This is a genomic window from Arthrobacter sp. Hor0625, from assembly GCF_052567525.1.
On sequence record NZ_CP199586.1, the window covers coordinates 1,137,705 to 1,158,979 of the forward strand.

Genomic DNA, 21,275 nt, shown 5'->3' on the forward strand with positions numbered 1-21,275 from the left:
GGAGCGAAGTTGTCTAATCACACCTACAGCATTTCGGAAATTGTCGGAACTTCGAACGAGGGCGTGGACGCAGCCGTCCGCAACGGCATTGCCGAGGCCGCCAAGACGCTGCGGAACCTGGACTGGTTCGAAGTCAAGGAAATCCGCGGGCACCTGGAAAACGGCCAGGTAGCCGACTGGCAAGTGACCATCAAGCTCGGTTTCCGGCTCGAGCGCTAAGGAACTCCGCGGCCAAAGGCTCCGCCGCATCCCGGCAAATACGGGGATTTTTCAAACTTCTGCCCGCCCCGAGTGGCATTTTGATAGTAAGCATGATTAGTATTTAGGCAGAAGGATGAAGCGCACCCGGCAACCCGGGTGTCTCCTCAATGAAAGAGAAGGGCCAATAAAATGGGTTTTTTCGCATTTCTGATTCTGGGTCTCATCGCCGGAGCAATTGCTAAGGCTATCCTGCCGGGCCGTCAGGGTGGTGGCTGGCTCATCACGCTGGTACTCGGCGTTGTGGGTGCCATCCTCGGTGGCCTCATCGGTGGCGCAATTTTCGGCACCGGACTGCAGGAATTCTTCTCGCTTACCACGTGGCTGCTCGCGATCGGCGGTTCGATCATCGTTCTGCTGATTTACGGCATGATCACCAAGCGCTCGCACCGCTAATACGGCGTGACCGGAAAACCGGTCCCGGGATTCGTTCCTGGGACCGGTTTTTTGGTACCAGGCACCGTTCGACCACGATTCTCCAAGAGATCAGGAGCACTCCATGAAGTCCAAACTTCTTTTCGGCACCGGCCTCGCGGCAGGCTACGTCCTCGGATCCCGTTCCGGGCGCGCCGCCTACGAAAAACTCAAGTCACAGGCCGCCAGTTTTTGGCAGAGCAAACCGGTCCAGGACAAGGTATCGGCGGCATCCGAGGCCGTGAAGGAAAAAGCACCCGAGGTCTCCAGCCAGCTCACCGAGGCCGCCCGACGCGCGGGAACCGTCATCAGTTCCGCCGTACAGCGCGACGCCGGCCACGGCGACAGCCCCTCCTCCCCCGAGACCCCGTCCGCCGGGAGCGGTTCGGCCATTCCGGCCCACAGCACCCACCCCGGCACCGCCAACCTGGGGACCACCGGCGGCGCCCACGCCGCCTCCACCGACGTCGATCCGGACAAGCGCTGACCGGACAGGGCCGGCGCTCAGCCGCCGGCCCTGTCCGCTCCGGCGGCGCTGACGCCGAGCACGGCGGCCGCATCGCGCTTGCGGGACGTGAAGACGCGGGTGCCGAGCCCGTGCGCAGCCAGAATCGCCGCTGTTTCCGGCGCCTGCCGGCGGCTCGTCTCCATTAACAGGGCCCCGCCCGGCGCCAGCCAGTCCCGCACCCCGGCGGCCACCCGCCGCTGGAGCGCCAACCCGTCGGGTCCGCCGTCGAGTGAGGCCAGCGGCTCATGCAGGCGCGCCTCCGGCGGCATGGTCCCGATCTGCCCCGTCGGCACGTAGGGGGCATTGACCACCATCAGATCCACCCTGCCCCGCAACCGGACCGGCAACGGCGCGTAGAGATCGCCCTCATGGACCGCAGCCCCCAGCGGCGCTAGGTTGCGGCGCGCGCAGGCCGCAGCGGCGGGGTCGACGTCGGCCGCATGCAGTTCCAGCGGGCCGGCGATCGCCGCCAGCGCGGCCCCCACCGCCCCCGTTCCGCAGCAGAGGTCAACGACGACCGGGCGTTCGTCCGCGCGGGAGCGCAACAGCCTCGCTGCACGCCGGACGAGATACTCCGTGCGGCGGCGGGGCACAAAGACGCGGCGGTCAACGAGGATGCGGAGACCGCAGAACTCCGCCCAGCCCAGCACCTGCTCCAGCGGCAGCCCGGAGATGCGCTGCCGCACCAACTCTTCCAGGCCCCCTGTCGTGGCTGCTTCCGCCGTGAGCAGGGCAGCCTCCTCTTCGGCGAAGACACAGCCTGCGGCACGCAGCCGCTCGGCCACACCTGGCTGCGGGTCCTGCATCCGTTCACGCACCCCTTCCACCGCGGCCCGGCCCGCCGCTGCGGGCACCGGGCCCCGGTCCGAGGCAATGCTATCCAAGGCCACCCGGACCGCTGCCACGACAAACCATGATTTTGCTGGATAAACCGTGTGCAAGCGCTTACAGTTGTGACTTGGCTCTCAGTAGCCTCCCGACCGCATCCCCCTTCGTCGAGGCAACGTCGCTCACCCGGAAGGTCTCCATCGTGTTCACCCGCAGCTCCGGCCTGCCCAGGCCGCCCCGTCGGAGGGGCGGCGCAGGACGCCCCAGCACCACCCGCGCCGGCATCACCCTGGTGGCAGCGCTGGCCGCCACCGCCGTCGGCGTCCTCCCCGCCCAGGCCGCCCCGGACCCCCGCGGGCCCGGCGCCCCGTCGGCGCCGCATTCGCTGCGCGGGCCGGTGACCGACGAACGGTTCTACTTCGTGATGGCGGACCGCTTCAACAACGGCAGCGCGACCAACGACGACGGCGGCCTGGGCTCCGACCCCATGGTCTCCGGCTTCGACCCGACGAGGAAGGGTTTCTACAACGGCGGCGACCTCAAGGGCCTGCGGGAGAAGATCGACTACATCCAGGGCCTCGGCACCACCTCGATCTGGCTGACCCCGAGCTTCAAGAACAAGGCCGTCCAGCCGGAGGACCAGTCCGCCGGGTACCACGGCTACTGGGTTACCGACTTCACCCAGATCGATCCGCACCTGGGTACCAACGCGGAGCTGAAGACCCTGATCGATGAGGCGCACTCCCGGGGGATGAAGGTCTATTTCGACATCATCACCAACCACACCGCGGACGTGATCGGCTACCAAGAGGGCGACCGTACCGCCTACAAGTCCAAGGATGCCGCCCCGTACCTGACCGCCGCCGGGGAGCCGTTCGATGACCGGGACTACGCCGGCACCGGCACCTTCCCGAAGCTGGATGCGGCCACCTCGTTCCCGTACACACCGAAGCTCGCCCCCGGCGAGGAGAACCTCAAGGTCCCGGCGTGGCTCAACGACCCGACGCTCTACCACAACCGTGGCGACACCACCTTTGAGGGCGAAAACTCCTCCTACGGCGACTTCTTCGGCCTCGACGACCTGTTCACCGAGCACCCCAAGGTGGTCAACGGCATGGTCGACATCTACGGGAAGTGGATCGGCGACTTCGGCGTCGACGGCTTCCGGATCGACACCATGAAGCACGTCAACGACGAGTTCTGGCAGCAGTTCGGCCCCCGGGTGCTCTCGTACGCCAAGGCGCACGGTAAGGACGAGTTCTTCATGTTCGGCGAGGTCTTCGACACCTCCAAGAGCTTCACCTCCCAGTTCACCACCCGCAACAAGATGCAGGCCGTGCTCGACTTCCCGTTCCAGGAGGCGGCGCGGAACTTCGCTTCGCGCGGCCAGGGCGCCAAGGAGCTTGAGACCTTCTTCGCCGGGGACGACTGGTACACCGACGCCGACTCCAACGTCTACGAGCTTCCGACCTTCCTGGGCAACCACGACATGGGCCGGATCGGCAGCTTCATCAGCGCGGACAACCCGGGCGCGGACGACGCCGAGCGGGTCGCCCGGGACCGGCTCGCCCACGAGCTGATGTACTTCTCCCGCGGCAACCCGGTGGTCTACTACGGCGACGAGCAGGGCTTCACCGGCCCCGGCGGGGACCAGGACGCCCGCCAGACGATGTTCGCCAGCAAGGTCCCGGACTACCTTGACGACGACCTGCTGGGCACCGACGCCACGCACGCGGCCGACAACTTCAACACCGCCCACCCGCTGTACCGCGACATCAGCGGACTCGCGGCCTTGACCACCGAGCACCCGGCGCTGCGCAACGGCGCCCACCAGAACCGCTACGCCTCCGACGGCCCGGGCATCTACGCCTTCTCCCGGACCGACGCCAAGGACCAGCGCGAGTACGTGGTCTCCATCAACAACAGCAAGCAGACCCAGTCGGCAGCGGTCCCCACCTACGTGGCGAAGCGCACCTTCAACCGGATTTACGGCAACGCGCCCGCCGAGGCCAAAACCGCGGCGGACGGGAAGCTGACGGTCACGGTTCCGCCGCTGTCCGCCGTCGTCTATGAGTCCGCCGGCCGCATCCCGCACTCCAAGGCGGCACCCGCCGTCAGCCTGCAGGCACCGGCGGCGGCGGCCGCTGACAACAGCCGCATCCGCGTGGCGGCCGACGTCGACGGCAGCTCCTTCTACGAGGTCACGTTCCAGGCCCGCACGGCAGGCGGGGCATGGGCTTCGATCGGCACCGACGACACGGCGCCGTACCAGGTCTTCCATGACGTCTCCGCGCTGAGCGCCGGCACCCCCGTGGAGTACCGCGCCGTGGTGCTGGACAACGGGGCGCACACCGCCGTGAGCCAGTCGCGCAGCGGGACCGTCCCGTCCCCGGCGCTCAGCATCGTGAACCCGAAGGAGGGCAGCAGCGTCCGCGGCAAGGTCGAGATCAGCGCCGTCGCCACTCCGGACAAGGCCGACTACGTGGTCCGGTTCGAACGCAGCATCGACGGCGGGACCTGGACGAAGTTCGGCGAGGACAGCTCCTCTCCCGCCTACACCGCGGTGGACGACCTGTCCGCGCAGTCAGTGCCGGACGGCACGCAGCTGCGGTACCGTGCAGTCCTGAGCGAACCGGGCACGGCCGACGTCGTCAGCGGCATCCGCACCGTGGTCGCGGGGGATCTGCCCCAGCCCGATTCGGTCACCATTGCGGGCAACCTCAACTCGGAAATGGGTTGCCCCGGGGACTGGCAGCCGGACTGCCCGGCAGCCTTCCTGAAGCTCGACCCGGCGGACAAGATCTGGCGCCTGACCGTCCCGAACCTGCCCGCCGGCAGCTACGAGTTCAAGGCCGCCATCAACGGCTCTTGGGATGAGAACTACGGCGCGGGAGGCGGGGCCAACGGCAGCAACATCGTCCTGAACCACCCCGGCGGTGCCGTGACCTTCCGCTACGACCACAGCACGCACGTCATGAGTGCCGTCTACGCCTCCCAGCAGCCGGCGGCCGTGGCGGTTGCCGGGGACCTCGACTCGGAGCTGGGCTGTGCCGGCGACTGGATGCCGGACTGCCCGCAGGCCCAGCTCACCCTGGACCCGGCGGACCGGGTCTGGAAGCTGACGGTCCCGGATCTGCCTGCCGGCAGCTACTCCTTCAAGGCCGCGCTCAACCGTTCCTGGTCGGAGAACTACGGTGCGGGCGGCGCTGCCGGCGGAGCGAACCTGGCCTACGTGCACGACGGCGGACCAGTCACGTTCCGCTATGACCATGTCACCCATCTGATCAGCGCGGGGTAGTCCCCGGGCCTCCCCTGCGGACGCCGATGGCCGGCACGCACCCCTGGCAACAATGCTGGGTGCAGGCCGGCCTTCGGCGTCTCTGGGTCGGGCGGTGTCTCAGCCGACCAGCCGGAGCGGCGGCAGCGGGCGGGCCAGTTTGGCTGCGAGTTTGTGGGCCGCAGCCGCCGAGGGCCGGGCGGCGGGATCCATGGCCGTCATCGCGGTGAGCAGGGAGACCCAGCCGGCCCCCAGCTCCGGGGGGATCTCCGGGCCGCGCAGGGTGCGGGCCACGAGCGATTCGACCGGCGTCCCGGGATACGCCTTGACCCCGGTGAGGCATTCCAGCAGTACCAGGCCCAGCGCGTAAATATCGGTGGCGGCGCGGAGCGGCTGGTCGGCGGCCTGTTCCGGGCTCATGTAGTGCACGGTCCCGGAGGATTCGCCCGGCTCCGGTGCAGTGCCTGCCGGCGTGGCGATCCCGAAGTCGGCGATACGTACCGAACACCTCCGGAGCGCGCTGAGCAGGATGTTGGCGGGCTTGATGTCCCGGTGGACCAGCCCGCGGGCGTGCACATGCTCGAGCCCGGACAGCGCGGCGGCGGCCCAGCCGGCCACCTCCTCCGCGGCGGAGGAACCGCCCCGGATCCGCTCGGACAGGCTGCCGCCGAAGGCAAACTCCTCGACCAGGAACGGCCGGCCCGCCCACGGATCCCCGTCCGGGACTGTCCCGGCCGCGACGAAGCTGACGATTGCCGGGTGGTCCAGGCCTGCCAGGACTTCCGCTTCGGCATGGATCCGGCGGGCGTGCTTCTCGCCGGGGCCTTCGGCGACCTTGATGGCGACGGTCCGGTCCGTGGCGAGGTCCGTGCCGCGGAAAACGGTGGCGGTCGCGCCGCGGCCCAGGAGTTCATGGACCAGGAAGCGCCCCTCGGGGGCCTCCGGCAGGGGCAGGATCCGGGCGTCGAGCCCGGCGGCCGGGCCGGGGCCTGCGGCGGGGGCTTCAAATACCGGGGCTGCGCTCATGAAAGCGAAGCCAGGGCGTTGGACGTATGGACGACGCCGTCGAGCTGGAAGCCGCAGGAGCAGCGCCACACGGGAGGCAGCTCCAGGGGCCCGTCGCCGGCGCCGAAGGTATGGGCGGACATGGCGTCCAGCGCCGGGGCAGCCCACGTCATCGGGGTGCCGCAATGGCTGGGTGCCTTGCTGGCCGGATTAAGGGGTGGGACTGCGGCCTCTGCTGCCGGGGAGTAGGGCACACCCAGCGGGGCGGCTCCGGCCCCCGGGGTCCCGGTGATCGTCAACAACTCAGTCACGACTCCTCCAAAGCAAACGAATAACTGACACAGGTAGTAAGCATACATATCACTAGTCGAACTAGCTAGTTATCTGGTCAGAAAGTTTGCCGAAGCAGAAGCCGCGGTTCTAGTGCCCCTCGCTGTACTCCCGGAGTGCCTGGGTCATGCCGCGGAGGAAGGCGACGATGACGCGGCTCTCTTCCGGGCTGAAGGTCTCGGCCACGGCCAGCATTTTGCGGTGCATCTGGCCGAGCGTGGCGCGCACCTCGGCATCCGTCTCGGCGGTGGGGACAATCACCAGGGCCCGCCGGTCGGTCGGATGGGGTTCGCGCCGGACGTGCCCGCTCGCGACAAGGCGGTCGATGAGGGAGGTGGTTGACGCGGTCGTGATGCCGAGCAGGCGGCTGAGATCCTTGGGGCCCATGCGTTCCCCGGCCGCTTCCGCCCGGAGCAGGTACCGCAGCGCCAGGAGGTCCGTCTCCCCCATGCCCATGGAGTCCCGGGTGGACCGCCGGGACTCGACCTCGGCCGCGCGGTAGCCGCGCAGCGCCTGCAGCACAGCCGTGGGAGGATCGACGCGTTCGTCGGGTGCGTACCAGTATCCGGAGCCGGCCGGGGTGTCCGTGTCCATGCGGTAATCCTAGCCGAGCTAATTACTAGGCAGGCTTGCCGTGTCCCGGCCTGGACAGCGGCCCTGCAACGGCCCTCCGCCGGATGCAAAAAATCCCCGGCTTCCTGTCGCCAGGATGCCGGGGTTTTTCCACTCTTCGCTAAAAGAGTGGGCCCTGTGGGGATCGAACCCACGACCCACGGATTAAAAGTCCGATGCTCTACCAACTGAGCTAAAGGCCCCAGCCGACAGCCGCGGCGGCGAAAACTCCACCGATCAACGGCACGTCGGCCCAGTCCATTTCTGGACGTTAACACTGTACCCCAGACCCGGGCGCGCTTTTCACCGGTTCCAAGCGGCGTCGTCGGGCCGGGTTCCCGGCGGCCGCACCCGGCCCGGGGCCTCGCTCGATTCCCGGAATGCACAGGAGTAGCGTGGTGCCATGAGCGAGCAATCAGGAGCCAGCAGCCCCGGACCGCACCGTCACCACAAGCCGAAGCCGTTCGCGCCGATCGATTTCGAGCCGTTCGCCGGCGGAGCGGACCCCGCCCGCGTCTCCGAGGCCGCGCATCTTGCGGCGCAGGCCCTGGTCCGCCGCGGACGGGACAGTGACGACCCGAAGGTGACGCGGCGGCTGGTCAAGCTCGCCGACGAGCAGGGGCTGGACGCGATCGCCGAAATGTGGGCCGAGAGCCCGGCCCGGTCGCTTCCCGGCGCGCTGTGGCGCCTGTACGCCCTGCGCGCCGCCACGATCCGGGACCCGGAGCGGATTTCGGTCTACTTCCGGGCCGGCAAGGACACCGCGCAGGTCTCCCACGTCGTCGCCGGTGCGGCCGAGCCGCCGGGCGCCGACGAAATGAAATCCATGGCAGATGCCATCCTTTCCGGCGCGTTTGACGGCGAATTCGACGTCGCACTGGAGCGCTCTGCGGCGTTCTGCCGGGTGGTGGCACTGGGCCAGGCGACCCTCGCGGACGGGGCGGAACACAGCAACGCGAACCACGCCAGCAAGCTCACCCGGAATTCACACCTCTTAGTCAAAACCGCGGAGGACCTCGAACATGCCGCCAACGCCTGGCGGCTGGGCGAACTCGACTGAGGCCCGATCTGTCAATGTTGACTTGGTTCTGCCGACGTAGAAAACTAAAGGCGGTGCCGAACCGCGAAACCCCCGGGCTTCAACAATTAGCCGCCTAGAGCGGCCTACCGCCGAGAGGCGTATCCGGTTCGGCACCATTTTCATGCCCGCGTGCGGAAGCCATGACCAGGCGCGGGCGGGCGGTGGACGGTCCCGGCGCCGCCGGCCCGGGCGGTAAAGTTATGCCCATGCGCGGGTCATCGTCACGTACCAGGGCCGGCAGAGACCATCCGTGTAAGCCTCGTCCGGAAACCGGTAACCCCACGTGAAGCTGCGCCTTTTCCCCCAGGAGCCCGCCGGGCTGAACCTGCTGTCCCAGATGGCCCGCCAGATCGCGGTGGCCACCGGGACGCTCTCGGAGATCCTCGGTGCCCCCGCCAGCGAGCACCAGCGCCTCGTGGAAGACATGCACGACCACGAAGCGAAGGCGGCGGAGCTGCACTTCGCACTGCTGACCCATATGCGGACCAGCTTCCTGAACCCGCTGCCCCGGGAAGACATGTACGCGCTCTCGCGCTACCTGAACGAGGCGATGGAAAAGCTCGACGCGGCCGCGGACCTGGTCTTCCTCTACAAGCTGGAGCGGCTGCCCCGGCGCGCGGCGGACCAGCTCGAAATCATCAGCCGGCAGGCGGAGCTCACCGTCGGTGCCATGCGGCAGCTGGACAATCTCGATGACCTCGAGGACTACTGGATCGAGGTGCTCCGCCTCGCCAAGCGCGCCGAGCGCACCCACCGCGTGTGGGTGGCGGACATGCTCAAGGACATGAAGTCGGCCCAGTACGCCCGCAACCGGGACGTCGCGGACCAGCTGGTCGAGGTCACCAAGGACATGCGGCGGATCGCGACCCAGGTGGGCAGCATCATCGTCAAGGAATCCTGAGGTGTCGGTCGTTTTCTTTGCCATGGTGGTGGTTTCCGCCGGGGCATTTGCCTTCCTCAACGGCTTCCGGGACGCGTCGTCGTCGGTAGCCCTTGCCGTCCGGACGCGGGCGCTGACGCCCACCGTGGCGGTGCTGCTGGCCGGGCTGTTCAACTTTGTCGGCGCCGGCCTGAGCGCGGCGATGGCCTTGGAGGTCAGCAGGGCGTGGGTGGTGCTGCCGGCCGGCGGCAACGGCCTGAGCATCCTGACCGCAGGTCTGCTGAGCGCTGTACTGTGGGGCATCTACACGTGGTGGCGGGGCATCCCCTCGTCCTCGACGCACGCGCTGGTCGGCGGCCTCGCCGGAGCCGGCGTCGCCAGCGTTGCCGTCGGCGGGCACTCGGTCCTCGGCGTGGACCAGTCCCTGCTGTCCCAGGTGGTCCTGCCCCTGCTGCTGTCGCCGGTGATCGCCTTCGCCGGCGCCTACCTGCTGGTCTGGCCCGCCACCTGGGCCGCGCGCTACACCCCGCCAAGCGTGGTGAACAGCAGGTCCCGGCGCGCCCAGGCCATCGCCGCGGGCGCCGTCGCGTTCGGTCACGGCCTGCAGGACGGCCAGCGCACCGGCGCGGTGCTGCTTCTGGCGATGCTGGCCGCCGGCATCCCCGACGGCGGGTCGATCCCGGCCTGGGTGGCGCTGCTGACGGCCGGAATGCTCACCGCGGGCACCCTGGCCGGCGGCTGGCGGATCTCCTACACGATCGGCTACCGGATGATCCGGACCGATCCGCTGCGCGGATCCGTTGCGCAGCTCTTCAGCAGCGCCATCCTGCTGGTGGGCGCGATCGGGCTGCACTGGCCGGTGTCCACCACCCACACGGTGACTTCCGCCGTGCTGGGCGCCGGCGCGAACCAGCGCTATGCCGGGACGGACCGGCGGCTGGTGCTGCGGATCCTGGTCTTCTGGGTCCTGGCCCCGCTGGCCACCGCGGCAGCCGCGTTCGTGCTCGAACTCGCCCTGTCACCGCTGGCCGGCCTCTAGCAACCCGTCGGCAGGCGGGCCTATCCGAAGCGGCCGGAGACGTAGTCCTCGGTGGCCTTCACGGTCGGGTTGCTGAAGATGGTGTGGGTGTCGCCGTACTCGATCAGCTTGCCCGGCTTGCCGGTGCCGGCAATGTTGAAGAACGCCGTCTTGTCGGAGACGCGGGCGGCCTGCTGCATGTTGTGGGTGACGATCACGACGGTGTATTCGTCCTTGAGCTCGTTGATGAGGTCCTCAATGGCGAGCGTGGAGATCGGGTCCAACGCGGAGCAGGGCTCGTCCATCAGGATCACCTGCGGTTCCACCGCGATGGCGCGGGCGATGCAGAGGCGCTGCTGCTGGCCGCCGGAGAGGCCCGAGCCGGGCTTGGCCAGGCGGTCCTTGACCTCGTTCCAGAGGTTGGCACCGCGCAGCGAACGCTCCACCAGGGAATCCGCCTCGCCCTTGGAGATTTTCTTGTTGTTCAGCTTCACGCCGGCCAGCACGTTGTCCCGGATGGACATGGTGGGGAACGGGTTGGGCCGCTGGAAGACCATGCCGATCTGCGAGCGCACCGTCACCGGGTCCACTCCGGCGCCGTAGAGGTTGTCGCCGTCCAGCAGCACCTCGCCCTCCACCCGGGCGCCGGGGATGACTTCGTGCATCCGGTTCAGGGTGCGCAGGAAGGTGGACTTGCCACAGCCGGAGGGGCCGATGAAGGCGGTCACGGACTTGGCGTCAATGTTGATGTTGACGTCCTCGACGGCCAGGAATTTGCCGTAGTAGACGTTCAGGTCTTTGACGTCGATGCGCTTAGACATGCTGTTCCTTCACTTGGGGAGATAGGGGCCGGGTGCCGGCGGCCTAGCGGCCGGCCTTCGGGGCGAAGATGCGGGCCACCAGGCGGGCAGCCAGGTTAAGCAGCATCACGAGGATGATCAGCACCAGGGCCGCACCCCAGGCACGCTGGTCGGAGGGGCCCGGGTTGGACGGTGACGTCGGGTTCAGGATCTGGGTGTAGATGAAGGTCGGCAGTGACGCCATCCAGCCGCCGAAGACGTTGTTGTTGATGGATGTCGCGAATCCGGCTGTGACCAGGATGGGGGCGGTCTCGCCAATCACCCGGGCGATGGCCAGGGTGACACCCGAGGCGATGCCGGAGATCGCCGTCGGAATGACCACGCGCAGGATGGTCCGCCATTTGCGGACGCCGAGGGCGTAGGCGGCTTCGCGGAGTTCGTTCGGGACGATCTTGAGCATTTCCTCGCTGGACCGGACCACGACCGGGATCATCAGCACGGACAGGGCGACGGCGGCCACGGCCCCGGTTTTGGTGCCGGGGCCGACGACGGCGAAGAAGAACGCCGCGGCGAACAGGCCGGCCACAATCGAGGGGATGCCGGTCATGACGTCCACGAAGAAGGTGATGGCACGGGCCAGTGCCCGGCCCTCGCCGTATTCGACGAGGTAGATCGAGGTCAGCAGGCCCACCGGGACCGAGATGACGGTGGCGAGCAGGGTGATCTGCACGGTGCCCACCAGGGCGTGGTAGATGCCGCCGACGACGGGGGCGCCCTCCTCGACACTCTTGTTGTCGAACGCCCCGGTGACGCCGTTCATCGAGGTGCTCAGGAAGCCGGGGTCCATCAGGCCGGGCAGGCCCTTGACCAGCACGGTCCAGATCACCGAGATCAGCGGCAGCAGGGCGACCAGGAAGGCGCCGACGACCAGGCAGGTGGCCAGCTTGTCCTTGGCCTTCCGGGCGCCCTCGACGGCGGCGCTCCAGCCGACCAGGCCGGCGGCGAAGAGCACGGCGGAGACGATGCCCCAGCCGAAGGCGTTGAAGCCGACCAGCGCCAGGATGGCGGCGCCGAGGACGAGTGCGAGCGCCAGCACGATGTAGGGCGCGGCCTTGGGCAGCTGGCCCTTGGTCAGCGCCGAGCGCTTCCGGACCGGTGTGAGGGTGGAGGTCATTTAGTTGGCTCCCGAGAATTCTTTGTGCCGGGTGATGATCCACCGGGCAATCATGTTCACGCCGAGGGTGATGACAAAGAGCACCAGGCCGGCGGCGATGAGCGTGCTGACCTTCAGCCCGCTGGCCTCGGGGAAGTTCAGCGCGATTTCGGCGGCAATGGTCTGGTTGCCGGACTGGATCAGGCTGGCGGTGAGGGCTCCGGAAGAGAGCACCAGGGCCACGGCCATGGTCTCACCGAGGGCGCGGCCGAGGCCCAGCATCACGGCGCTGACGATGCCGGGGCGGCCGAACGGCAGCACTGCCATACGGATCATTTCCCAGCGCGTGGCGCCCAGGGCGAGGGCGGCCTCCTCGTGCAGCTTGGGGGTCTGCAGGAAGATTTCGCGCGAGAGCGAGGTGATGATCGGCAGCACCATGACCGCAAGGACAATGCCTGCCGTCAGGATGGTCTTGCCGGTGGCCGACGCCGGTCCCTGGAAGATGGGCAGCCAGCCCATGTTCTTGGCGAGCCAGTCGTAGGCGGGGGCGATTTCCTTGGCCAGGAACGCCGCGCCCCAGGCGCCGTAGACCACCGAGGGGATGGCGGCCAGCAGGTCCACCACGTAGCCGAGGCCGGACGCGAGGCCGCGCGGGGCGTAGTGGGAGATGAAGAGCGCGACGCCGATCGCGACGGGGGTGGCGATGACCAGCGCGATCACCGCGGCGATCAGGGTGCCCACCACGATCGGCCAGATGTAGGCGAGGAAGCCCTGGCCGCCCTGGATGTCCTCGGCCGGGGCGGTGAACGCCGGCACCGACTGGACGACAAGGAAGAGCGCGACGCCGAACAGCACGGCCAGGATCAGGCAACCTGCTGCCAGGGTGGCACCTGAGAAGACTTTGTCCCCGGCGCGGCCTGCGCCCTGGGATTTGGTCAGGGAGGTGGAGGTCATTCCTGGCCCTTCGGTGGTGATAGTGCGGATGTAGTGAACGTTACCGGCCCGCAGCGATCGGAAACTATGGAAACTGCGGAAAACACCGCTAAGTTCCCCGTCCCCCCAAGCGGCGGGGCGGGGAACTTAGCGGAAAGGTCAGAGCTTAGGACTTGACCTTGATGGTCTCGATGGCCTTGGCGGCTTTCTCCGATAGGGTCGAGGACAGCGGAGCCGACTTGGCGGACTCGGCAGCAGCCTTCTGGCCTTCCTCGGACAGCACGTACTTCTCGAAGCCCTTGACCAGGTCAACGGTCTCCTGCTTGTCGTAGGTGCTGCAGAGGATGTGGTAGGAAACGAGGACCAGCGGGTAGGCGCCGGCTTCCGTGGTGGTGCGGTCCAGCTTGATGGCCAGGTCGTTGGCGCCGCGGCCCTCGACCGGCTTGCCCAGGTCCACGGCCTTGGCGGCCGCTTCCGGGGAGATCTTGACGAAGTCGGAGCCGACCTTGATCTGGGCGGTGCCCAGCTTGCCGCTGACCGCGGAGTCGTCGGCGTAGGTGACCGCGCCGGCGGTATCGGTGACCGTCTTGACGACGCCGGAGGTGCCCTTGGCGTTCTCGCCCTTGAGCGAGGACGGCCAGATGCCGTCGGCCTTGTCCTTCCAGACGGCCGGAGCCGCGGCGGAGAGGTACTCGGTGAAGTTCTTGGTGGTGCCGGAATCGTCGGAGCGGTTGACCGGGGTGACCTTGAGGTCAGGCAGCTTGGCGTCCGGGTTCAGCGCCGTGATGGCCGGGTCGTTCCACTTGGCGATTTCGCCGCGGAAGATCTTGGCCGCGGTGGCGGCGTCCAGCTTCAGGTCGGTCACGCCGGGGACGTTGAAGGCGATGGCGATCGGCGAGATGTAGACCGGAACCTCGATGGCGCCGTCGGGCCCGCACTGGTCCTTGGCCTTGGCGGCCTCTTCGTCCTTCAGGTACGCATCCGAGCCGGCGAACTGGGCCGAACCGTCCAGGATGGCCTTGCGTCCGGCGCCGGAGCCGTCCGGGGAGTACTGGATGTTGGCGCCCTGGTTGGCGGAGGCGAAGTTGGTCTTCCACACATCCATGGCCGCACCCTGCGCGGAGGACCCGATGCCGGTCAGCGTACCGGTGACCTTCGGGCCGCCGGCGGACTGGGTGCCTGCGGCGGTGTTGGTTGCATTATCCGAACCGCAAGCGGTAAGCGCGAGAGCGCCGGCTGCGAGAACAGCGATGGCCGCGTTACGGCCGAAGCGTGATGCCTTCACTAGATGTACCCCTTCCAGGGTTATTCAGATGCGTGCCGGACCGGAGACGTCCAGGCAGGAAAGACGGTGGATACGTTTTGTACCTTCATCGAAGTTAGGGGCCTCAGGTGAAGGGAATTGGGGTCCAAGGTGAACGGCAGGTTAACGACGCCGGGCGATTGGCTAACATCTGACGGGTCGCCATTGCGTTCTTTCCTGGCGGAGCCTAGGGCCGGGGCGCCGGCCCCGGGGGCTGGCGCCAGCAAATAGACTGGAGGGCATGGCCTCCGCTCCTGGATTTACCGCAAGCGCACGGTTCCTGCGCGGCCGGGCGCGCACCGGGCTGGTCCGGAGCCGCAAGTCCCTGCTGCCGGCCCTGCAGATGACCGCCTGCGCCGTCGGCGCCTATGCCTTCGCCGAGTACGTGCTCGGCCACACGGGTCCCTTGTTCGCCGCCACCTCCTCCCTGATCGCCCTGGGCTTTTCCCGGGAACCGCGGCTGCGCCGGGTCGTGGAGGTGGGCCTGGGCTGCACCATCGGCATTGTGGTGGGCGACCTGCTCCTGCACTGGCTGGGCGCGGGCATCTGGCAGGCCGCCGTCGTGCTTCTCTTCTCGATTCTACTGGCCCGGTTCCTGGACAGCGGGACTATTTTCACCACCCAACTTGGCCTGCAATCGCTGCTGGTGGTGCTGCTGCCGGCGCCCGCCGGGGGGCCATTCACCCGCAGCATCGACGCCGTCGTCGGCGGGGTGTTCGCCCTCGCCGTGACCTTCCTGATTCCTAAGGACCCGAGGCGCGAGCCCCGCAACGACGTCAAGAAACTCCTGCACGAACTGGCCGAAGTGCTGCGCGGCTGCTCCTCGGCCCTGGCCGGAAGCGATTCCACCCAGGCCTGGCACGCGCTGGTCCGCGCCCGGAACTGCCAGCCCCTGGTCGACGCGATGCGCCAGACCCTGCGGTCCTCCGGCGAGGTGGCCGCCCTGGCGCCGGCCTACCGGCGGTACCGGGACGAACTGGACAGACTGGCGCAGTCGGTCGACTTCATCGACCTGGCACTGCGCAACAGCCGCGTCTTCGCCCGCCGGCTCACCAGCGCCATCAACCACGCCGCGCTTTCCGACGAGGCCACGGAGAACATCGCCGAGGTGCTGGAGGAGACCGCCGCGGCGGTGGATGAGCTGGGGCTGGGACTGGCCGAGGTGCACGACGGCGTCCGGCGCGCACACCTGCGCACAGCCAGGGCAGCGCTGAGTGAAACCGCCGGAAGGCTGCACCCGCGCCTGCTGGACGTCCAGCGGCTCGAGGGTGAAACCGTGGTGATGCTCTTCCGGCCCCTCATGGTGGACCTGCTGGAGGCCGCCGGCATGGATCCGGACGAGGCACGGGACGTCCTTCCCGCCCTGTAGCCAAGGTGGCCCGGCCGGGCCGGAATGTCGTGGCCCCCGGCTAGGGTGGAGCAATGGCTACAAAGACGTCCCGGGCCGCCAAGGCACCGGGCTATAAGTGTGCGGAGTGCGGCTGGACGACGGCCAAATGGGTTGGCAGGTGCGGCGAGTGCCAGGCCTGGGGCACCGTGGAGGAAACCGGCGCGGCCGTGGCCCGGACAACGGCGGCTGCCGCCGTCCTGGAACCGGCGCGGCGGATCGCCGACGTCGACGCGACAACGGCGGCTTTCCTGCCCACCGGCGTCGACGAACTGGACCGGGTGCTCGGCGGGGGTCTGGTGCCCGGCGCGGTGATCCTGCTCGCCGGGGAGCCCGGCGTGGGCAAGTCCACGCTGTTGCTGGACGTCGCGGCCAAGTTCGCCCGCACCGCGCAGGACGTCCTCTACGTCACCGGGGAGGAATCGGCGGCGCAGGTGAAGCTGCGCGCGGACCGGATCGACGCCGTCGCCGAATCGCTGTACCTGTCCGCGGAGACGGACCTCGGCCAGGCCCTGGGCCAGGTGGAGAAGCTCGAACCCAGGCTGCTGGTGGTGGACTCGGTCCAGACGCTCAGCAGCGCCGACGTCGAAGGCAGCGCCGGCGGGGTATCCCAGGTCCGCGAAGTCGCCGCGTCCCTGATCGCCGCGGCCAAGCGCCGCAACATGACCACCCTGCTGGTGGGGCACGTGACGAAGGACGGCTCGATCGCAGGCCCCCGGCTACTGGAACATCTGGTGGACGTGGTCTGCCAGTTCGAGGGCGAGCGGCACTCCCGGCTGCGGCTGTTGCGCGCCGTCAAGAACCGCTACGGCCCGACCGACGACGTCGGCTGCTTCGACCTGAACGAGGACGGCATCGAGGGCCTGGCCGACCCCAGCGGCCTGTTTGTCTCGCGGACCAAGGACCCCGTGTCCGGCACCTGCATCACGGTCACGCTGGAGGGCCGCCGGCCGCTGCTGGCCGAGGTGCAGTCCCTGCTCGCGGACAATACGAGCGCACAGCCACGCCGGGCCACCAGCGGCCTGGACGGCTCCCGGGTCTCGATGCTGCTGGCCGTGCTGCAACAGCGCGCCGGCGTCCTGCTCCAAAAGGACGACTCGTACGTGGCGACGGTGGGCGGGGTCAAGCTCAGCGAACCGGCCACGGATCTTGCCGTGGCCCTGGCGGTGGCCTCGGCCAAAGCCCGGAAGCCGCTCCCCCAGCGCCTGATCGCTTTCGGCGAGGTGGGACTGGCCGGCGAGGTCCGGCCGGTTCCGGGCATCAACCAGCGCATCCAGGAGGCACACCGGCTGGGGTTCACGCACGCGGTGGTGCCCGCGAGCCCGAACGGCCCGGGACCGGTTCCGGCCGGCTTTTCGGTCCGGGAGGTCGGCCATCTGACCGAGGCCTTGTCGCTGCTGGTGGGCTGACCGGGCCGGGACCGACATAGGACCCTAGCGCGGCCGCCCTCCGCGGGCACACTATGGAAGCGGAAGCGTCCAAAGGCGGAGGGACGGGCCATGATGTGGGGTTACGGACAAAACCTGTGGTGGGTGTGGCTGTGGGGCATGCTGCTGCTGATCGGAATCGCGGTGCTGGTCCTGCTCGCCGTGCGGGTGTTCGGCGGCCGCGGTCCGCAGCCGGGGCCGGGGCGCCCCGGCCCGTACGCCGGGCATTACGCCGGGCCGGGAACAACCGGGCAGGGCGCCGGAGCACCCGGCGGCCGGAGCCAGGCCCGGCGCATCCTCGACGAACGGTTCGCCAGGGGCGAGCTGACCGCCGAGCAGTACCGCGAGTACGTGAAGGAACTCGGCGAGGGCACCTAATGCCGCCGCTCAGCCGCCGCAACGCCCTGCTGCTGGGCGGTCTCGGCCTGGCCGGAACGGCCGCCGGCGGGGCCGGACTGTGGTGGTCGCTCCGCACGGACCAGGCGCCGGTCACGGGAGAACCCCTGCGGCAGCCCGAAACCCTGGGCAGCTCGGGCGGCAGGCTCGAGGCCAGCCTGGAGGCCGCGCCGGGCCGGTTTGCCTTGGGCGGGCGCCTGGCCGGAGCGCTGGGCTATAACGGCGGCATCCCGGGGCCAACGCTCGCGCTCCGTCCCGGCGACGTGCTGAAGCTGAGGCTGGCCAACAAGCTCGCCGAACCCAGCAACTTGCATCTGCACGGGCTCCACGTCTCCCCCGTGGGCAACGGCGACAACGTCTTCCTGACAGTGAATCCGGGCCGGAGCATTGATTACGAGTACCGGCTCCCGCCGGATCACCCGCCCGGCCTGTACTGGTACCACCCGCACCACCACGGCAGGGTCGCCGACCAGGTCTTTGCGGGCCTGTTCGGCGCGATTGTCGTCCGGGACCGCGACCCCGCGCAGGCAGGCACCGACCGGGTGCTGCTGGTCTCCGACACCACGCTGGACGGCGCCGGGAACGTGGCGGGAACCTCGGCAACGGACCGGATGGCAGGGCGCGAGGGCAACCTGCTGCTGGTCAACGGCCAGGCCAATCCGCGGCTGACGGCCCGCCCCGGGGAACGGGAACGCTGGCGAATCGTCAACTGCTGCGTGGCGCGGTATCTGCGGCTGAGGCTGGACGGCCAGAAACTGCAGCTCCTGGGCATGGACTCCGGACGGTACGGCCGGCCCCCGGATGTCCAGGAAGTGCTGCTCGCCCCGGGCAACCGGGCCGAGCTGTTAGTCACGGCGGCCCTCGGGCGCTCCGTGCTGCGGGCGTTGCCCTACGACCGCGGCATCATGACCATGATGGCCGGACGCGGCGCGGGAGCGCCGGAATCCGTGACCGATCCCTCCGGCACCGCCTTGGCCACCCTGGACGTGGAGGGCGGCCGCGCCTCGCCCGCGCCCGTCGTAGCCGCTGCCGGCGCGGCGCCGCCCGACCTCCGCTCCGCCGTCGTCGCTGCACGCCGCCAGCTGGTGCTCGGCACGCCGATGGGCGGCGGAATGGGCGGCGGTCCCGGCCCCGGGAGGGGCATGGCCGGCTTCACCATCAACGGCCTGCGGTTTGACGAGCTCCGGACGGACACGGTCGTAACCGCCGGAACGGTGGAGGAGTGGGTCCTGGTCAACCGCAGCTTCATGGACCATCCGTTCCATCTGCACGTCTGGCCGATGCAGCTGATCGCCGAGAACGACCGGCCGCTGGAGGGAACCATCCTGCGGGACGTGGTCAACGTGCCGGCCAACGGGCAATGCACGGTGCGCATCGCCTTCCGTGATTTCTCCGGCCGTTCGGTCTACCACTGCCATATCCTGGACCACGAGGACCTGGGCATGATGGGCGTGATCGAGGTGCGCTGATCCGGCACCCCTTGCCAGCTATACCCCCCGGGGGTATGTTTGATGGCGTTCGATAACCGATGAATCTTTCGGGAGTGCATCATGGAACACCGGCACGGCAGCCAGACCCTACAGGGCGGACAGCCCGGGCACCATAACCACGGCGGCGCGCACGGGCCGGACGAGGACCATGTGGTCCACGGCCACGGGCAGCACGCCGGCCACAGCGTCGCGATGTTCAAGAACAGATTCTGGCTGACGCTGGCGCTGGCGGTTCCCGTCGTCCTGTTCAGCCCGATGTTCGGCCACCTGCTGGGGTATGAGCCTCCGTCCTTCCCCGGTTCGGGGTGGATCCCGCCCGTGCTGGGCACCGTCATCTTCCTGTACGGCGGCCAGCCCTTCCTCAAGGGCGGCCTGGGCGAGTTCAAGGCCCGCAAACCCGGCATGATGCTGCTGATCGCCATGGCCATCACGGTCGCCTTTACGGCGTCCTGGGCCACCAGCCTGGGGCTGGGCGGCTTCGACCTGGACTTCTGGTGGGAGCTGGCGCTCCTGGTGGCGATCATGCTGCTGGGGCACTGGATCGAGATGCGGGCACTGGGCTCCGCGCAGGGGGCCCTGGATGCGCTGGCCGCGCTGCTGCCCGACGAGGCCGAGCGGATCACCGGGTCCGGGACGGAGACGGTGAAGGTGGCCGACCTCGTCCCGGGCGACGCGATCCTGGTCCGCCCCGGGGGCCGGATGCCGGCGGACGGCACCGTCACCGAGGGCCAGGCGGAGTTCGACGAATCCATGATCACCGGCGAGTCCAAAACGGTCCTCCGCTCGCCCGGGGACGCCGTGGTCGCCGGCACCGTTGCGACGGACAACAGCGTCCGGGTCAAGGTGTCGGCCATCGGGGACGACACCGCCCTCGCCGGTATCCAGCGGCTCGTCGCCGAGGCCCAGGCCTCGTCCTCCCGGGCCCAGGCCCTGGCGGACAGGGCCGCCGCGTTCCTGTTCTACTTTGCCGCCGGCGCCGGGGTCGTGACCTTCGTGGCGTGGGCCCTGCTCGGCAGCGTCGCGGACGCCGTCGAACGCACGGTCACGGTGCTTGTCATCGCCTGCCCGCATGCGCTGGGCCTGGCCATCCCGCTGGTGATCGCGCTTTCCACCGAGCGGGCCGCGCGCGCCGGGGTACTGATCAAGAACCGGATGGCGCTCGAGCGCATGCGGACCGTCGACGTCGTCTTGTTTGACAAGACCGGAACCCTGACCCAGGGCGCTCCCGAGGTGCGCGCCGTTGCCGCCGCGGGCGGCGCGGACCAGGACGAGGTCCTGGCCCTGGCAGCGGCGGTGGAGTCGGACAGCGAGCATCCGGTGGCCCGGGCGATCGTCCGCGCCGCCAGCGAGCGCGGCCTGCAGGTACCCGCCGCGAGCGGGTTCCACTCCCTGACCGGGCGCGGTGTCCGGGCCGACGTAGCCGGCCGGCAGCTGCACGTCGGCGGCCCGGCGCTGCTGAAGGAGCTCGGCGCCGGGGAACCGCCGGAGCTGGCCGATACCACCTCCGCCTGGGCGGGACGCGGCGCGGCCGTGCTGCACCTGCTCGAGGGCAGCCGCGTCCTGGGCGCGCTCAGCCTGGAAGACGCGGTGCGCCCGGAATCGCGCCAGGCCGTCGCGGCCCTGCAGCAGCGGGGCATCCGGGTGGCCATGATCACCGGGGACGCCCGGCAGGTAGCAGAATCCGTCGCGGCGGACCTGAATATCGACGAAGTCTTCGCCGAAGTCCTCCCCGCGGACAAGGACAAGAAGGTGGCCGAGCTGCAGGGCCGGGGCCTGAAGGTGGCCATGGTCGGCGACGGCGTCAACGACTCGCCCGCCCTGGCACGGGCCGAGGTGGGCATCGCCATCGGCGGGGGCACGGACGTCGCCGTCGAATCCGCCGGGGTGGTCCTGGCCGGGAATGATCCCCGCGCGGTCCTGTCCATGGTCGATCTCTCCCGGGCGAGCTACCGCAAGATGTGGCAGAACCTCATCTGGGCCGCCGGCTACAACCTCGTCGCCGTTCCGCTCGCGGCCGGCGCCCTTGCCTTCGCCGGCGTGGTCCTCTCCCCCGCTGCCGGGGCCGTGCTGATGTCCGCGTCAACGGTCGTAGTGGCACTGAACGCCCAGCTGCTGCGGCGCCTGCAGCTCAACCCCGCCCAGGCCCGCTGACAGCCGCCGGCAAGGAAAGGACAA

General features: G+C 69.1%; 20 protein-coding genes and 1 tRNA gene. 12 read left to right on the forward strand and 9 right to left on the reverse strand.

Annotated features, from left to right (window positions below; translation table 11 throughout):
• The first annotated feature begins 9 nt into the window (after window positions 1-9).
• From ACTWLI_RS05125 to ACTWLI_RS05135, 3 genes are all read left to right on the forward strand, one after another.
• On the forward strand, window positions 10-219 hold the full coding sequence (locus ACTWLI_RS05125; RefSeq protein WP_011690139.1) for a dodecin: 210 nt from the start codon (window positions 10-12) through the stop codon (window positions 217-219).
• Window positions 220-390: 171 nt separating this feature from the next.
• Window positions 391-654: a GlsB/YeaQ/YmgE family stress response membrane protein gene (locus tag ACTWLI_RS05130; RefSeq protein ID WP_445155584.1), complete on the forward strand. Its 264-nt coding sequence runs from the start codon at window positions 391-393 to the stop codon at window positions 652-654.
• 103 nt (window positions 655-757) lie between these two features.
• The gene (locus tag ACTWLI_RS05135; protein WP_445155585.1) at window positions 758-1,159 is read left to right on the forward strand and encodes a YtxH domain-containing protein; all 402 of its coding nucleotides are present in this window, start codon (window positions 758-760) and stop codon (window positions 1,157-1,159) included.
• 17 nt (window positions 1,160-1,176) lie between these two features.
• Here the strand turns inward: ACTWLI_RS05135 and ACTWLI_RS05140 are convergent, their stop codons facing one another.
• Complete coding sequence (locus tag ACTWLI_RS05140) at window positions 1,177-2,085, reverse strand: putative protein N(5)-glutamine methyltransferase (protein ID WP_445155586.1); 909 nt, start codon at window positions 2,083-2,085, stop codon at window positions 1,177-1,179.
• A gap of 212 nt (window positions 2,086-2,297) precedes the next feature.
• Here ACTWLI_RS05140 and ACTWLI_RS05145 point away from each other — a divergent pair, with 212 nt between their 5' ends.
• On the forward strand, window positions 2,298-5,306 hold the full coding sequence (locus ACTWLI_RS05145; protein ID WP_445156126.1) for an alpha-amylase family glycosyl hydrolase: 3,009 nt from the start codon (window positions 2,298-2,300) through the stop codon (window positions 5,304-5,306).
• 99 nt (window positions 5,307-5,405) lie between these two features.
• Here ACTWLI_RS05145 and ACTWLI_RS05150 read toward each other — a convergent pair whose 3' ends face one another.
• The 4 genes from ACTWLI_RS05150 to ACTWLI_RS05165 all read right to left on the reverse strand — a co-directional run bounded on the left by ACTWLI_RS05150 (window position 5,406) and on the right by ACTWLI_RS05165 (window position 7,435).
• The gene (locus tag ACTWLI_RS05150) at window positions 5,406-6,311 is read right to left on the reverse strand and encodes a serine/threonine-protein kinase (RefSeq protein WP_445155587.1); all 906 of its coding nucleotides are present in this window, start codon (window positions 6,309-6,311) and stop codon (window positions 5,406-5,408) included.
• The gene (locus ACTWLI_RS05155; RefSeq protein WP_445155588.1) at window positions 6,308-6,601 is read right to left on the reverse strand and encodes a hypothetical protein; all 294 of its coding nucleotides are present in this window, start codon (window positions 6,599-6,601) and stop codon (window positions 6,308-6,310) included. Before ACTWLI_RS05155 ends, ACTWLI_RS05150 begins: the two co-directional genes overlap by 4 nt.
• A 109-nt stretch (window positions 6,602-6,710) precedes the next feature.
• Window positions 6,711-7,214: a MarR family winged helix-turn-helix transcriptional regulator gene (locus ACTWLI_RS05160; RefSeq protein ID WP_445155589.1), complete on the reverse strand. Its 504-nt coding sequence runs from the start codon at window positions 7,212-7,214 to the stop codon at window positions 6,711-6,713.
• Window positions 7,215-7,362: 148 nt separating this feature from the next.
• Window positions 7,363-7,435 (reverse strand) — tRNA-Lys (locus ACTWLI_RS05165).
• 200 nt (window positions 7,436-7,635) lie between these two features.
• Between ACTWLI_RS05165 and ACTWLI_RS05170 the strand changes: the two genes are divergently transcribed.
• The 3 genes from ACTWLI_RS05170 (at window position 7,636) to ACTWLI_RS05180 (ending at window position 10,232) form a co-directional block, all read left to right on the forward strand.
• On the forward strand, window positions 7,636-8,292 hold the full coding sequence (locus ACTWLI_RS05170) for a hypothetical protein (protein ID WP_445155590.1): 657 nt from the start codon (window positions 7,636-7,638) through the stop codon (window positions 8,290-8,292).
• Between the two features lie 304 nt (window positions 8,293-8,596).
• Window positions 8,597-9,214 (forward strand): DUF47 domain-containing protein, encoded by a 618-nt coding sequence (locus ACTWLI_RS05175; protein WP_445155591.1) that lies wholly within the window; start codon window positions 8,597-8,599, stop codon window positions 9,212-9,214.
• 1 nt (window position 9,215) lies between these two features.
• The gene (locus ACTWLI_RS05180) at window positions 9,216-10,232 is read left to right on the forward strand and encodes an anion permease (RefSeq protein WP_445155592.1); all 1,017 of its coding nucleotides are present in this window, start codon (window positions 9,216-9,218) and stop codon (window positions 10,230-10,232) included.
• A gap of 20 nt (window positions 10,233-10,252) precedes the next feature.
• Here ACTWLI_RS05180 and pstB read toward each other — a convergent pair whose 3' ends face one another.
• The 4 genes from pstB to pstS all read right to left on the reverse strand — a co-directional run bounded on the left by pstB (window position 10,253) and on the right by pstS (window position 14,382).
• Window positions 10,253-11,032, reverse strand: coding sequence for a phosphate ABC transporter ATP-binding protein PstB (gene pstB / locus ACTWLI_RS05185; RefSeq protein ID WP_445155593.1), 780 nt, complete (start codon window positions 11,030-11,032; stop codon window positions 10,253-10,255).
• A 43-nt stretch (window positions 11,033-11,075) separates the two neighbouring features.
• Complete coding sequence (gene pstA / locus ACTWLI_RS05190; protein ID WP_445155594.1) at window positions 11,076-12,185, reverse strand: phosphate ABC transporter permease PstA; 1,110 nt, start codon at window positions 12,183-12,185, stop codon at window positions 11,076-11,078.
• A complete protein-coding gene (gene pstC / locus ACTWLI_RS05195) occupies window positions 12,186-13,118 on the reverse strand; it encodes a phosphate ABC transporter permease subunit PstC (RefSeq protein ID WP_445155595.1) in 933 nt (310 codons plus the stop codon).
• Window positions 13,119-13,263: 145 nt separating this feature from the next.
• Window positions 13,264-14,382 (reverse strand): phosphate ABC transporter substrate-binding protein PstS, encoded by a 1,119-nt coding sequence (gene pstS, locus ACTWLI_RS05200; RefSeq protein ID WP_445155596.1) that lies wholly within the window; start codon window positions 14,380-14,382, stop codon window positions 13,264-13,266.
• Between the two features lie 259 nt (window positions 14,383-14,641).
• On the opposite strand from pstS, the gene ACTWLI_RS05205 reads away from it, so the two are divergent.
• The 5 genes from ACTWLI_RS05205 (at window position 14,642) to ACTWLI_RS05225 (ending at window position 21,251) form a co-directional block, all read left to right on the forward strand.
• Window positions 14,642-15,769, forward strand: a complete 1,128-nt coding sequence (locus ACTWLI_RS05205) for an FUSC family protein (RefSeq protein WP_445155597.1) — start codon at window positions 14,642-14,644, stop codon at window positions 15,767-15,769.
• A gap of 53 nt (window positions 15,770-15,822) precedes the next feature.
• Window positions 15,823-17,196: a DNA repair protein RadA gene (gene radA / locus ACTWLI_RS05210; protein ID WP_445155598.1), complete on the forward strand. Its 1,374-nt coding sequence runs from the start codon at window positions 15,823-15,825 to the stop codon at window positions 17,194-17,196.
• Window positions 17,197-17,286: 90 nt separating this feature from the next.
• Window positions 17,287-17,592: an SHOCT domain-containing protein gene (locus ACTWLI_RS05215; RefSeq protein ID WP_445155599.1), complete on the forward strand. Its 306-nt coding sequence runs from the start codon at window positions 17,287-17,289 to the stop codon at window positions 17,590-17,592.
• Window positions 17,592-19,079 carry a multicopper oxidase family protein gene (locus ACTWLI_RS05220; protein ID WP_445155600.1) on the forward strand — a complete coding sequence of 496 codons (1,488 nt, stop codon included), beginning with the start codon at window positions 17,592-17,594 and terminating at the stop codon, window positions 19,077-19,079. Before ACTWLI_RS05215 ends, ACTWLI_RS05220 begins: the two co-directional genes overlap by 1 nt.
• An 81-nt stretch (window positions 19,080-19,160) precedes the next feature.
• Window positions 19,161-21,251 (forward strand): heavy metal translocating P-type ATPase, encoded by a 2,091-nt coding sequence (locus ACTWLI_RS05225; protein WP_445155601.1) that lies wholly within the window; start codon window positions 19,161-19,163, stop codon window positions 21,249-21,251.
• Window positions 21,252-21,275 lie beyond the last annotated feature (24 nt).

What these genes read in the sequence shown, in the direction of transcription:
- ACTWLI_RS05130 (WP_445155584.1), top strand. Translation starts at nt 391, where the DNA reads ATGGGTTTTTTCGCATTTCTGATTCTGGGTCTCATCGCCGGAGCAATT.
- ACTWLI_RS05135 (WP_445155585.1), top strand. Translation starts at nt 758, where the DNA reads ATGAAGTCCAAACTTCTTTTCGGCACCGGCCTCGCGGCAGGCTACGTC.
- ACTWLI_RS05150 (WP_445155587.1), bottom strand. Translation starts at nt 6,311, where the DNA reads ATGAGCGCAGCCCCGGTATTTGAAGCCCCCGCCGCAGGCCCCGGCCCG.
- ACTWLI_RS05160 (WP_445155589.1), bottom strand. Translation starts at nt 7,214, where the DNA reads ATGGACACGGACACCCCGGCCGGCTCCGGATACTGGTACGCACCCGAC.
- ACTWLI_RS05170 (WP_445155590.1), top strand. Translation starts at nt 7,636, where the DNA reads ATGAGCGAGCAATCAGGAGCCAGCAGCCCCGGACCGCACCGTCACCAC.
- pstB (WP_445155593.1), bottom strand. Translation starts at nt 11,032, where the DNA reads ATGTCTAAGCGCATCGACGTCAAAGACCTGAACGTCTACTACGGCAAA.
- pstA (WP_445155594.1), bottom strand. Translation starts at nt 12,185, where the DNA reads ATGACCTCCACCCTCACACCGGTCCGGAAGCGCTCGGCGCTGACCAAG.
- pstC (WP_445155595.1), bottom strand. Translation starts at nt 13,118, where the DNA reads ATGACCTCCACCTCCCTGACCAAATCCCAGGGCGCAGGCCGCGCCGGG.
- ACTWLI_RS05205 (WP_445155597.1), top strand. Translation starts at nt 14,642, where the DNA reads ATGGCCTCCGCTCCTGGATTTACCGCAAGCGCACGGTTCCTGCGCGGC.
- radA (WP_445155598.1), top strand. Translation starts at nt 15,823, where the DNA reads ATGGCTACAAAGACGTCCCGGGCCGCCAAGGCACCGGGCTATAAGTGT.
- ACTWLI_RS05215 (WP_445155599.1), top strand. Translation starts at nt 17,287, where the DNA reads ATGATGTGGGGTTACGGACAAAACCTGTGGTGGGTGTGGCTGTGGGGC.
- ACTWLI_RS05220 (WP_445155600.1), top strand. Translation starts at nt 17,592, where the DNA reads ATGCCGCCGCTCAGCCGCCGCAACGCCCTGCTGCTGGGCGGTCTCGGC.
- ACTWLI_RS05225 (WP_445155601.1), top strand. Translation starts at nt 19,161, where the DNA reads ATGGAACACCGGCACGGCAGCCAGACCCTACAGGGCGGACAGCCCGGG.